This window comes from Gemmiger sp., assembly GCF_057431175.1.
The window spans coordinates 1-12,618 of sequence record NZ_DBMDDV010000031.1; the positions used below are offsets into that span (position 1 = coordinate 1).

Here is a 12,618-nt window from a genome sequence, read left to right on the forward strand (position 1 = left end):
ATCCCATACAGTACCTTGGCATCGGTGGACAGCTCCCTGAAGTTCGGCTCTGTAAATAGCGCTTTGGGTATGCGGTAAAAAGAGAACTGCTCGGCTTGAGCGCCGTAAAAATATTCGTATTGCATCTCGCTTCTCCTGCCTAAAAATGGGTGCAGTTTAGCAAGCCCACAAAACTACATTTCGTAAGCTATTACATATTGTACTCTTGATTTATCTTTCCAGTTCGTCCTCACGCTGTGGGCGCTGGCGGCTGGAGCGCTTATGCTCCCAATTCCGCAGCAATGAAATGATGACATTCTGCATCTGCTGCGGTGTATAGCTGGATGGGAAGTACTGCTGCACATCAGACTGATTTAGGAAGAATTTCTGTCGCTGATTCGGCTTTTCTTCTGTCAGCAGGGTATGCAGGTAATTCTCCGTCAGCGTTCCATTTCGGCTCATATCCTTTAGCGTCCGAGACTGAACCAAAGACGGTGTAGCATCACACATATCCATTTCTTCTTTGAGCCATGTCTGGTGTTCCTCTGTCATATAGGAGATTTCGACCGCTGGGTTGAATGCGATGCGACCGTCATCGACCATTTGCAAGATGGATGGAATTAGATACGTCAAACGAATGTAACGATGTATTTGATTACGGCTTTCATCAACTTCTTTACCCATAGCATCAAGTGTTCTCAACTTTGTCCCAAGTTGGGACGAAGTTGATTTTCCTTGATGTTTCATCGCTTCCATGCGCATTTTATAAGCAAACGCCTTCTCACTTGGCAACACATGCTCACGCTGGATATTGCTGTTGACCATCAGGATCGTGGCTTCGTCATCGTCTATGTATTCCACTCTAGCAGGGATGCTTTCGATGCCGAGTTCCTTACAAGCCTCCCATCGGCGATGTCCGCTTATCACTTCATAGCCGACACCAACCTTTGGTCTGACGATGATGGGCGTAATGATGCCACTCTCTGAAATGCTGTCTACCAATTCACTGAATTCCAGATCATGTCGGATATGGAACGGATGATTGGAGAATGGATGCAACTTATTTATTGGAATAGTTTCCTCTTTGCTTGCTCTGTAAGCAGGCGATGTTTTCTTTGTCATACTGCGTACTCCTGCGGTTTTTAGATGGCTCTTAAGTACCCCGATTTGACCCCAAAAATGTACCCAAAAATCGTATACTTTTTGCCGAAAATGTACCCAAAGGGCATTTTTGCATAAAAAAAGCCCCTAATCACTGTAGTACAGCGATTAGGGGCTTGCTATGATTTATAGAACGACCTTAACCGTCAGGTCTTTCCATTGCTTCGGCCAAAGCACGCAGCCACGCGAATTTCGATAAGAACGAGCCTTATCGTAATCCACATTTAATTGTAAAAATCTACGTGATTCAAGAACGTGGATTTTTAATTGCTGCCTGCGCAGCGGCCAGGCGGGCGATGGGAACACGGTAGGGAGAGCAGCTGACGTAGTCCAGACCAACATTGTGGCAGAACTCAACACTGCTGGGGTCGCCGCCGTGCTCGCCGCAGATGCCCAGACCCAAGTTCGGGTTGGTGGCGCGGCCATCAGCAGCAGCCATCTTGACCAGCTTGCCGACGCCGATCTGATCCAGATGCTGGAACGGATCGCTCTCGTAGATCTTGTTGTCGTAATAAGCAGTCAGGAACTTGGCAGCGTCGTCACGGCTGAAGCCGAAGGTCATCTGGGTCAGGTCGTTGGTGCCGAAGCTGAAGAAATCAGCTTCCTTGGCGATCTCGCCTGCGGTCAGGGCAGCGCGAGGAATCTCGATCATGGTGCCGACCTCGTACTTCATGTCGACGCCAGCGGCAGCGATCAGGGCATCAGCAGTCTTGACGATGACGTCCTTGACGTACTTCAGCTCCTTGACCTCGCCAACCAGAGGAACCATGATGTGCGGGGTGATCATCTTGCCAGTCTCGGCAGAAACCTTCAGGGCAGCCTTGATGACAGCATTGGTCTGCATCTCGGCGATCTCCGGGTAGGTGACGGCCAAACGGCAGCCACGGTGGCCCATCATGGGGTTGAACTCGTGCAGGCTGACAACGACATTGTTCAGCTCATCGGTGGTCATGCCCATATCCTTGGCCAGAGCAGCGATGTCCTCGGGCTTGGTGGGCAGGAACTCATGCAGCGGCGGATCCAGATAACGAATGGTCATCGGACGGTCGCCCATGATGCGGTACATAGCGGTGAAGTCGGCCTCCTGGAACGGCTCAACCTTGGCCAGAGCGGTCTTGCGCTCCTCAACGGTACGGGCGCAGATCATCTCACGGACAGCGGCGATGCGGTCCTCGGCGAAGAACATATGCTCGGTACGGCACAGACCGATGCCCTCAGCACCCATGTCAACGGCGTTCTGGGCGTCGCGCGGGTTGTCGGCGTTGGTCATGACCTTCATCTGGCGGTTGGCGTCAGCCCAGCCCATGAAGCGCTTGAAGTTAGCGTTCTCGGTGGAAGCGACGGTAGCAATCTGGCCCTCGTAGATGTTGCCGGTGGAGCCGTCAATGCTCATCCAGTCACCCTCATGGAAGGTGTGGCCGTTGATGGTGATGACCTTGGCGTCGTAGTCGATGGCGACGTCGTTGTCATTGCCGCAGCCGGAGACGCAGCAGGTGCCCATGCCGCGGGCGACAACAGCAGCGTGGCTGGTCATACCGCCGCGGACGGTCAGGATGCCCTGAGAAACCTGCATACCGACGATATCCTCGGGAGAGGTCTCGAGACGGACCAGAACGACCTTCTTCCAAGCGTCGTCCTTGACCTTCTCCTCTGCATCCTCAGCAGAGAAGACAACGCGGCCGCAGGCAGATCCCGGAGAAGCAGCCAGGCCTTTGCCGATAGCCTCGGCAGCCTTCAGAGCAGCAGCGTCAAACTGCGGGTGCAGCAGGGTGTCCAGCTGCTTGGGCTCGACGCGCAGAACAGCGGTCTTTTCGTCGATAACGCCCTCGTCGACCAGGTCGCAGGCAATCTGCAGAGCGGCCTGGGCGGTACGCTTGCCGTTACGGGTCTGCAGCATGAAGAGCTTGCCATCCTCGATGGTGAACTCCATGTCCTGCATATCCTTGTAGTAGTTCTCGAGGCGGGTTGCGATCTCAACGAACTGATCGTAGACCTCGGGCATCTCCTCATGCAGCTTGCTGATGGGAGAGGGAGTACGGATACCAGCGACGACATCCTCGCCCTGGGCATTGATCAGGTACTCGCCCATCAGCTTCTTCTCGCCGGTGGCGGGGTTACGGGTGAAGGCAACGCCGGTGCCGGAACGCATACCGGAGTTACCGAAGGCCATCTGCTGCACGTTGACAGCGGTGCCCCACTCGTAGGGGATCTCGTTCATCTTACGATAAACGTTGGCGCGGGGGTTGTCCCAAGAACGGAAGACGGCCTTGACAGCGCCGATCAGCTGCTCTTTGGGGTCCTGGGGGAACTCTTCGCCCTGCTTCTCCAGGTAAATCTGCTTGAATTCCTTGACCAGTTCCTTCAGGTCGTTGGCGTCCAGCTCAACGTCCTGCTTCACGCCCTTGCGCTCCTTCATGGCGTCGATGCGCTCCTCAAAGAAGCTCTTGCCCAGCTCCATGACGACGTCAGAGTACATCTGGATGAAGCGGCGGTAGCAGTCATATGCAAAGCGGGGGTTGTTGGTCTTCTTGGCCAGGCCTTCAACAGCCTGGTCGTTCAGGCCCAGGTTCAGGATGGTGTCCATCATGCCGGGCATGGACTGACGTGCGCCGGAACGGACGGAAACCAGCAGGGGGTTCTCGATGGAGCCGAAGGTCTTACCGGTCTGCTCCTCAAGGATGCCCATGTATTTGAAGATATCCGCCTTGATCTCATCGTTGATTTCGCGGTTGTCGGCGTAGTACTGGGTGCAGGCCTCGGTGGTGATGGTGAAGCCCTGCGGAACCGGCATACCGGCGTGGGTCATCTCGGCCAGGCCGGCGCCCTTACCACCCAGAGTGTTCTTCATGGTGGTCTGGTCGCCGCCGAAGGCGTCGTGGCCCTCTTTGAACAGGTACAAGAATTTCTTGCTCATAGTTACCTCCCAAATTGGTGACGTGTTTGCATCACATAAATCATGTTTGCATAGTCCATTATAACAGACCGAAAGACAGATTTCCAGTAGATTGTTAAAAAAATGCTCAATAGTTTCGCCGAAAAGTAGACAAACTTTTTCGGTTTGCCTATTGCAATTTGCACAAAAATAGTGTAAGCTATAATGGGTGGGAAGTTTGAAATATTTTTCAATTCCTTGTTTTTGTGGTAAATACAAAAGGGAACGGATGCGGTGTCCGTTCCCTTTTTTCATCTGGTTTTCTTTTTGTAGTATGTTACCGCCATACCGGCCAGGGCCAGCGCTGCGATTTTCTGCATCAGGGTGTTTCGGGGTTTCATGGGGGTTCTCTCCTTCTTCTATTGCATCTTACGGCTACAGTATAACATTTCCCGCTGCAAAGCATAATAAATTTTCTTATGAAAAAGATGTACTTTTTCATGATTCTTTCCCTTTCACAGAACTTTTTCTGGGAAATTGCGTCGAAAGGCGTTTTTCGGCTTGCTAAAATCCGCCGGGTGTTATACAATATATGGGTATCAGAGTTTCGCGGGCACAGCGGCCCGCCCCTGACTGCAAACCGTATATAAAGGAAGATGCTCATGTCTACCGCAAAAGAGAAATTTGAACTGACGCAGCAGCGCTACGCTGCCACCTTTGAGCGCCACCTGGATAACGGCGTGAATTTCATCAGCCGCGATGTCTATATTGAGCCGGAGGTCGTCATTGCCCCTGGTGCCACCATCCTGCCCGGCTGCATCCTGCGCGGCAAGACCGTCATTGACGCGGACTGCGTCATCGGCCCCAACACCCTGCTGGAGAATACCGTCGTGGACGCAGGCTCCACCATCAACGCCAGCCAGTGCTATGACAGCCACATCGGCCCCAACAACAAGATCGGGCCCTTCACCCATGTACGCACCGGCACCAAGACTGCCGAAGGCTGCCACCTGGGCGCCTATGTCGAGACGAAGAACGCCGACTTTGCCGAGGGCAACACCGTCAGCCACCTGACCTACATCGGCGACGCCACCGTGGGCAAGTACTGCAACTTCGGCTGCGGCACCGTCACCTGCAACTATGATGGCGAGGGCAAGTTCCACACCACCATCGGCGACTATGCCTTCATCGGCTGCAACACGAACCTTGTCGCGCCGGTCACGGTGGGCGACCACGCCTTCACCGCCGCCGGTTCCACCATCGGCCACGACGTGCCCGCCGGTGCGTTGAGCATTGAGCGCGCCAAGCAGGCCGAGATCGAGGGCTGGGGCGAGAAGAAGCTGGAAAAGTACATCGCCAAAAAGCAGAAGCTGGAAGCGGAAAAGAAAGCGAAATAATATTGCAGGGGGCAGCGTCCTCGACGCCCCGCGGCAAAGCGTATCAACACGACAAAGGACACACTATGTTAGGAATGACCTCCGGGGCAGACTGGCTGATTGCCGGGCTGGGCAACCCCGAACCGAAATACGACGGCACACGCCACAACGCCGGGTTTGAAGCGCTGGATTATCTGGCCGCTCAGTGGGGGTGCAGCATCACAAAAGCCAAGTGGCAGGGCCTGTACGGCACCGCTCAGGTGGGGCAGCACAAGGTCGTGCTGCTCAAACCGCTGACCTATATGAACCTCAGCGGCCAGAGCATTGCCCCCGCCGCAAACTTTTACAAAATCCCCGCCGACCACGTCATCGTCCTGTGTGACGATATCACCCAGGAGCCGGGGCATCTGCGCATCCGGCCCCACGGCTCGGCGGGCGGGCACAATGGGCTGAAAAGCATCATCGCCAGCCTGGACACCGAGAACTTCAACCGTATCCGCATCGGCATCGGGGCCAAGCCAAACCCGCAGTACGATCTGGCCGCCTGGGTGCTGGGCAAGCTGCCCCCCGCGGACCGCAAAGCCATGACCGACCGCTACCCGGACATTGAGGACGCCTGCAAACTACTGATGGACGGCAATTTGCAGTACGCCCAAAACAAGTTCAACCACTAAGGGGACGTTTAACCATGAGTGAATTACGCAAAAAAGCCATGACCCGCCTGGCCATCTGTGCGGTGGCCCTGGTTGCCAGCATCATTTTCAGCGTGCTGCTGCTCACCGGCACTTTTGACGGCAAGACCGACAGCGGTGACGCGGCCCCTGCGACGAGCGACACCACCTCTGCCGCAGCAGGCGTGAATGACCCGACTGCCGACAGCTTCACCGCAGAGGCCACCGGCGACACCGCCGAACCCCCTGCCGAGGAGCAGCCTGCCGAAGAGCAGCCCGCCGAGCCGGAGCCGACCCCCGTGCCCACCTTTGACGGCCTGAGCGTGCAGCCCACCACCTATTACAATGAGGGCGAGCAGCCCAGCTACACCACCCCCGGTGATTCCGGCATGAACCTGCGTGCAGGCCCCGGCACCGACTACGACAAAGTGACCAGCGTGCCCGCCGGGACCGGCGTGACCGCCCTGGGCACCAACGAGGACGGCAGCTGGGTCGTGGTCAACTACGACGGCAAATACGGCTGGCTCAAGACCGAATTTTTGAGCTGATAAGCTATGTTCAACGCACTTTTTACCAAAACCGAAGAATACGCAAAACTGGCGCAGGCGCTCGGGGGACCGGGGGCTTGCGCCTTATTTGGCATTCCCGGGGCAGGGCGGGCGCTGGTCTACGCCGCGCTTTCCCAGGCACTGGACAGGCCGCTCTGCATCGTGACTCCCGGCGAGACCGAGGCCACCCGCTTTGCGGGCGACCTGAACGCGCTGGGCGTGGCGGCGGCGGTGTTCCCCGCCCGCGACTATGTTCTGCGCCCCATTGAGGGTACAGCCCGCGAGTACGAGTACCGCCGCCTGGCCGTGCTGGGTGATCTGGTCGGCGGCCGTCTGCAGGCCGTCTGTGTGCCGGACGAGGGGCTGACCCAGTACACGACGCCCCGGGCCGAGTTCTGCGCCAACACCCGCACGCTGCACCCCGGCGATACCCTGCCCCGCGCCGACCTGACGGCGCTGCTCTACGGCGCAGGCTACACCCGGCGCGACCAGGTGGATGGGCCGGGCCAGTTTTCCATCCGCGGCGACATTGTGGATATCTACGCGCCCGACATGAAACAGCCCGCGCGTCTCGAGTTCTGGGGCGACGAGATCGACACGATGCACAGCTTTGACCTGGCCACCCAGCGCCGGGATGAACCAATCGAAAAAATCTACGTCTCCCCCGCCCGGGAGGTACTGTTCGGTTTGCCCGGCGAGGCCGCCGAGCTGATCCGCGCAGCCATCAAAAAAGCCCGCGGCAAGCGGCGCACCGCCCTGGAAAGCTGCACGGCCAGCGACCTGGCCCAGCTGGACGGCGGCGCGATGCCGGTGAACATGGACAAATATCTGTCGCTGCGCTACCCTGAGCCTGCAACGATTTTAGACTATTTCGACGACCCGCTTCTGATTCTGGAAGAGCCCGCGTCCCTGCGGGAGGCCGAACGTGCCACCGCCTACCGCCGCAGCGAGGAGCTTTCCGCCCTGCTGGAGGACGGCGTGCTGGCCCCCGGGCTGGATAAGCTCTACGCCGAGAGCAGCTGGCTCTGGGCGCAGACGAGCACCCACCGTACGCTCTGTGCCGAGAATTTTGCCCGCAGTATGCCCGATGTGCCCTTGAAAGCCATCGTCAACGCACCCGCCCACACGCTGCCCACCTGGGGCGGCGAGGTCGCAGCACTGCTGGAGGACATCCAGCCGCTTTGCAGCGGCGGCGCGGCAGTCACGATCATGGCTGGCACGCCCCGCGCGGCGGCGGGCCTGGCAGCGGACCTGCGCACCAAGGGGCTGAACGTCACCACCGACGCGGAGGCCGAGCCATCCGCCGGGATGGTGCAGATCCTGCCGGGGCAGCTCTCCGCCGGGTGCAGCCTGCCCTTTGCCAAGTTCGCGCTCTTCACGGCGCGGGCCTTCGGCGTGAGCGGCGCACAGAAAAAGAAAAAGCGCAGCAAAGATGCGCTGAACAGTCTGAGCGAAATCTCGGTGGGCGACCTGGTCGTACACCAGAACCACGGCATTGGCCGATATGCGGGCATCCAGCGGATGGCCGTGCAGGGCGTCACCAAAGATTATCTGCGCATTGAGTACGACAAAAAGGACGTGCTCTATGTGCCTGTTACCCAGCTGGATCTGCTGTCCCGCTACACCGCGCCGGGCGACAGCGACAATGTGAGGTTGAGCCGCCTGGGCGGCAATGACTGGGCCAAGACCCGCAAAAAGGTCAAGGCCGCCACGGAGCTGATGGCGAAAGAGCTGATTGAGTTGTACGCCCGCCGCAAGCAGGCCCACGGCTACGCCTTCCCCTCCGACGACACCTGGCAGGGCGATTTTGAACAGCGCTTCGCCTACGAGGAAACGCCCGACCAGCTGACCTGCGCGGCGGACATCAAGCACGATATGGAGGAGCCGTGGCCGATGGACCGCCTGCTCTGCGGCGATGTCGGCGTCGGCAAAACCGAGGTTGCGCTGCGGGCGGCGTTCAAGTGCGTGATGGGCGGCAAGCAGTGCGCCATCCTTGCCCCCACCACAATTTTGGCGTGGCAGCACTTTAACACGGCGCTGACCCGGATGGAGTCCTTCCCCATCCGCATCGGGCTGTTGTCCCGCTACCGCACGCCGAAGGAGCAAAAAGAGACGCTGCGCGGTTTAAAAGACGGCACGGTGGATATCGTTGTGGGCACGCACCGGCTGCTGTCCAACGATGTAAAGTTCCACGATCTGGGCCTTGTCATCATCGACGAGGAGCAGCGCTTCGGCGTCAAGCATAAAGAGAAGCTCAAAGAAAACTTCATCGGTGTCGATATGCTGACCCTGTCGGCCACGCCGATCCCCCGCACGCTGAACATGGCGCTGTCCGGCATCCGCGATATGTCCACGATTGAACAGCCGCCGTTCGAGCGTCAGCCCATCGAGACTTATGTGCTGGAATACGACGAGGGCATCGTCTCGGAAGCCATTCGCAAGGAGCTGGCCCGCGGCGGGCAGGTCTACTACCTGCACAACCGTGTGGATACCATCGACGAGTGCGCGGCCCGCATCGGCAAGCTGATACCGGGTGCGCGCATCGGCATTGCCCACGGCAAGATGACGGAAGAACAGATTTCGTCGGTGTGGCAGCAATTACTGGACAATGAGATCGATGTTCTTGTCTGCACGACGCTGATCGAGACCGGCGTCGATGTGCGCAACTGCAACACGCTGATCATCGAGAATGCAGACCGGATGGGCCTGTCGCAGCTGTACCAGATACGCGGCCGCGTGGGGCGTTCCTCCCGCAAGGCGTATGCGTATTTCACGTTTACACGCGATAAAGTGCTGACAGAAATTGCCGCCAAGCGGCTTTCGGCCATCCGGGAGTTCACCTCCTTCGGCTCGGGCTTCCGTATCGCCATGCGCGATTTGCAGATACGCGGTGCGGGCAGCCTTTTGGGCCACAGCCAGCACGGCCATATGGAGGCCGTGGGCTACGATCTGTACGTGAAGATGCTGGGCCAGGCCATTGCTACGGCCCGCGGCGAGGCCCCGGCCCCGGACAAGAGCGACTGCCTTGTGGATATCACGGTGGACGCCTTCCTGCCGGAGGACTACATTCCGGACGCCGCCGGGCGCATCGAGGCCTACAAGCGCATTGCGGCCATCGAGACGACCACCGACGCAGAGGATGTGCTGGACGAACTCATCGACCGTTACGGCAGCCCGCCCAAGAGCGTGCAGGGGTTGGTGGATGTATCCCTCATCCGCGTGACGGCGGCCCGCGTGGGCATTGCGGAGATCGTACAGCGCGGCGACCAGCTGATCTTGTATAGTGATATCGTCGGTTCGCGCCAGTTGGAGCAGGTCATGGCGCAGTACCCGCACCGGGTCCTGTACAACGCCCTGGGCCGCCCCTATTTCAGCCTGCGTGTCCAGAAGGGCGAGAATCCGCTGGTACTGCTGCGGGATGTGGTCACGCTGCTGCCGGGGGCATGAGTTTACGGGGGTTTTATTCCTTTTCTTAAAAGAAAAAGAACCGAAAAGAATTTTAAACAAAATAGAAATAGCCACGGTTTACAGGGTCGTTCTGTAAACCGTGGCTTATTTTTTGCGGCAAGCGGGCAAAGCCCCTTTACTCAAACACGTTTTCCTTATCCTCGGCCGTTTGTTCCCTTGGGTTGCCCTCAGCGTCGATGCCTCGCTTATCCAGCGTGTAATGCACAAACTCCTGGGCCAGGCCGTAGAGCGTGGCGAACACCGGCACACCGACGACCATACCGACGATGCCGAACAAATCGCCGCCCACCACAATGGAGAACAAAATCCACAGGGCAGAAATACCGATGGACGAGCCTAAGATCTTCGGGCCGATGAAGTTGCCGTCCAACTGCTGGATGACAAGGATGAGCACACCGAAAATAACCGCCTGGATGGGGTCGACCAGCAGCAGGATAAAGATGCTGGGAATTGCGCCGATGAAGGGGCCGAACACCGGGATGATGTTCGTGATGCCGATAAACACACTGATGAGCAGTGCAAAGTCCAGCCGCAGGATCGTCATTGCCACAAAGGTGATGACGCCGATGATGGCCGAGTCGATGATCTTGCCGACGAAGAACCCGGTAAAGTTCACGTTGGCGTAATGGCAGATGCGCAGCGTATTGTCAGCCGCTTTCTCCGGCAAAAAGGCGTGGGTCAGCGTGCGCAGCTGGTGGAGCAGATGCTCTTTATCCGCCAACATATAGATACTGGCCGCCACCGAAGTAAAGATGCCAACAAAGTTGGACGCCACGCTGCCGATGCTGTCCACGATCTGCGGCATGGCGGCGGTCGCCAGGCTGTACACTTCCTTGACCATGGCCTCAGAATCGTCCAGCATTTTGATAGCCTGCTGCAAGTCGATGCCGTAGCGATCCTGCATCATGACCAGTAGATCCTGCACGCCCTGTATGTAGCTGGGGAAGTTCGTAAACAGCATGACGATACTGTTCACGATCTGCGGGATGACCAGCCATGCCAGCAGCACGATCAACAGGATCGCCACGGCATAGGCCATCAGAATAGCAATGCCGCGTGTCTTGTTTTTTTCCTTGAACAGCTTGTGGTAAAAGAATTTCACCATCGGATCCAGGATGTAGGCAATGACCACGCCGCCCGCAAACGGCGACAGAATCCCGATAAAGAAGCCGATTTTGCTCAGGAAATACCCGAGGTTGTTTAAAATCAGATAAAATGCGATACAGGCCCCGACCACGCAGAACCAATCCAATATCGTCTCCGGCTTTTTGGACCAGATATGTTCGTCTTTCAAGCGCTCCGCCCCTTTTTATACCATATTAGTAGTATTGTAAGCGCTGCGGGCGTACATTGCAAGAGATAACCTGTTAATTTTGTGTGTCCATGGGCGGGAAATCCCGGTCGAGGGCATCTGCGTCCAGGCCGCGGGCTGCCAGCCCGGCCCCCACCGCCTGCTTGAGCAGTGCCGCCACCACGGCCAGCGTGGGCACGCCCAGCGCCATGCCCGGGATGCCAAACCAAGCACCGCCCACCACAATGGCAAGCAGCACACCCAGCCCCGGCAGGCCGGTGGCCCCGCCCAGGATGCGCGGCGCAATGAAGTTGCCGTCCACCTGCTGCACTACCAAAATGATGATGGCAAATTCTGCCGCTTTCCAGGGCGATTCCAGCAGCAGGATGACGATGCCCGGCACCGCGCCGAGGAACGGCCCCAGCACCGGCACAATGTTCGTCACGCCCACCAGCACTGCCAGCAACGGGGCGTACTCCAGCCCAAAAATCGACATGAGGGCGAAGGTTTCCCCGCCCACCAGCAGGGCATCCACAAGCTGCCCGCCCAGGTAGCCGCTGAAGATCCGGTTTGCCAGTGTGCAGACAGCCAGCACACTGCCCGCTGCCCGGGGCGGCAGCGCTGCCCGCAGGCAGGTGTGCGCGGCGTGCAGCAGATTTTCTTTGCCGGAGAGCAGGTAGATACTGACCGCCAGCGCCACAAAGGCATTGGCGGCGGCGCCTGCAGCATCCCCCGCCGCGCGGGCCGCCGCCTGGGCCGCCTGGCGGGAGAGCGACGCGAACCAGCCTTGCAGCTCACTCCCCACGGCCTGCACCAGCTGTTCCGCCGTGGCCATGTCGATGCCGAAGGTCGCCTGCACCCAGAGCAAGAGTTGGCGGATGGTTTTCTCATAGGCGGCCAACCGTCCGGCAAAGGCGGTGATGCTTTGCACCAGCTGGGGCACGACCAACGCCGCCAGCAATGCCAGCACGCCGAAGAACAGCGCGTAGCTGGCCCCCATCGCCCAGCCGCGCCGCCCGCCAAACAGTTTTTGTGCAAAAAAGCGCGTAGGTATGTCGAGCACGTAGGCCAGCACCAGCCCCCAGCCGAAGGGTGCCAGCAGCGCCAGCAGACCGCCCAGCGCCATCAGGGCCGCGGGCAGCCGTGCCACAGCGGCAAACAGCAGCGCCGTCCCCGCCGCCAGCACCAGCCAATCCCCCATCGTGCTCGGCGGGCGGTCAAAATATTTTTTCATTGTGGTTCCTCCTCTTTT

Annotated in this window: 8 protein-coding genes; 4 read left to right on the forward strand and 4 right to left on the reverse strand. The window is 58.5% G+C overall.

Annotated elements, in window-relative coordinates; translation table 11 throughout:
- Nucleotides 1-210: 210 nt before the first annotated feature.
- Together ACZO0A_RS10565 and ppdK are read right to left on the reverse strand one after the other, a co-directional pair.
- On the reverse strand, nucleotides 211-1,101 hold the full coding sequence (locus ACZO0A_RS10565; protein ID WP_302376029.1) for a ParB/RepB/Spo0J family partition protein: 891 nt from the start codon (nucleotides 1,099-1,101) through the stop codon (nucleotides 211-213).
- Between the two features lie 286 nt (nucleotides 1,102-1,387).
- Nucleotides 1,388-4,054 (reverse strand): pyruvate, phosphate dikinase, encoded by a 2,667-nt coding sequence (gene ppdK, locus ACZO0A_RS10570; RefSeq protein WP_302370675.1) that lies wholly within the window; start codon nucleotides 4,052-4,054, stop codon nucleotides 1,388-1,390.
- A gap of 620 nt (nucleotides 4,055-4,674) precedes the next feature.
- On the opposite strand from ppdK, the gene ACZO0A_RS10575 reads away from it, so the two are divergent.
- The 4 genes from ACZO0A_RS10575 (at nucleotide 4,675) to mfd (ending at nucleotide 10,054) form a co-directional block, all read left to right on the forward strand.
- Nucleotides 4,675-5,409, forward strand: coding sequence for a UDP-N-acetylglucosamine diphosphorylase (locus tag ACZO0A_RS10575; protein ID WP_215694523.1), 735 nt, complete (start codon nucleotides 4,675-4,677; stop codon nucleotides 5,407-5,409).
- A 65-nt stretch (nucleotides 5,410-5,474) separates the two neighbouring features.
- Nucleotides 5,475-6,062 (forward strand): aminoacyl-tRNA hydrolase, encoded by a 588-nt coding sequence (gene pth / locus ACZO0A_RS10580; protein ID WP_252261717.1) that lies wholly within the window; start codon nucleotides 5,475-5,477, stop codon nucleotides 6,060-6,062.
- A 14-nt stretch (nucleotides 6,063-6,076) separates the two neighbouring features.
- Entirely contained in the window at nucleotides 6,077-6,607 is a 531-nt protein-coding gene (locus tag ACZO0A_RS10585) for an SH3 domain-containing protein (protein ID WP_302376031.1), read from the forward strand.
- A gap of 6 nt (nucleotides 6,608-6,613) precedes the next feature.
- Nucleotides 6,614-10,054: a transcription-repair coupling factor gene (gene mfd / locus ACZO0A_RS10590; protein WP_302376032.1), complete on the forward strand. Its 3,441-nt coding sequence runs from the start codon at nucleotides 6,614-6,616 to the stop codon at nucleotides 10,052-10,054.
- 136 nt (nucleotides 10,055-10,190) lie between these two features.
- On the opposite strand, the gene ACZO0A_RS10595 is transcribed toward mfd, so the two are convergent.
- Nucleotides 10,191-11,369, reverse strand: coding sequence for an AI-2E family transporter (locus ACZO0A_RS10595; protein WP_302376033.1), 1,179 nt, complete (start codon nucleotides 11,367-11,369; stop codon nucleotides 10,191-10,193).
- Nucleotides 11,370-11,442: 73 nt separating this feature from the next.
- Entirely contained in the window at nucleotides 11,443-12,600 is a 1,158-nt protein-coding gene (locus tag ACZO0A_RS10600) for an AI-2E family transporter (RefSeq protein ID WP_302376034.1), read from the reverse strand.
- Nucleotides 12,601-12,618: the final 18 nt, after the last annotated feature.

Coding starts and splice junctions, on each gene's coding strand:
- ACZO0A_RS10600 (WP_302376034.1), bottom strand. CDS start 12,600: ATGAAAAAATATTTTGACCGCCCGCCGAGCACGATGGGGGATTGGCTG.
- ACZO0A_RS10585 (WP_302376031.1), top strand. CDS start 6,077: ATGAGTGAATTACGCAAAAAAGCCATGACCCGCCTGGCCATCTGTGCG.
- ppdK (WP_302370675.1), bottom strand. CDS start 4,054: ATGAGCAAGAAATTCTTGTACCTGTTCAAAGAGGGCCACGACGCCTTC.
- ACZO0A_RS10575 (WP_215694523.1), top strand. CDS start 4,675: ATGTCTACCGCAAAAGAGAAATTTGAACTGACGCAGCAGCGCTACGCT.
- ACZO0A_RS10565 (WP_302376029.1), bottom strand. CDS start 1,101: ATGACAAAGAAAACATCGCCTGCTTACAGAGCAAGCAAAGAGGAAACT.
- pth (WP_252261717.1), top strand. CDS start 5,475: ATGTTAGGAATGACCTCCGGGGCAGACTGGCTGATTGCCGGGCTGGGC.
- mfd (WP_302376032.1), top strand. CDS start 6,614: ATGTTCAACGCACTTTTTACCAAAACCGAAGAATACGCAAAACTGGCG.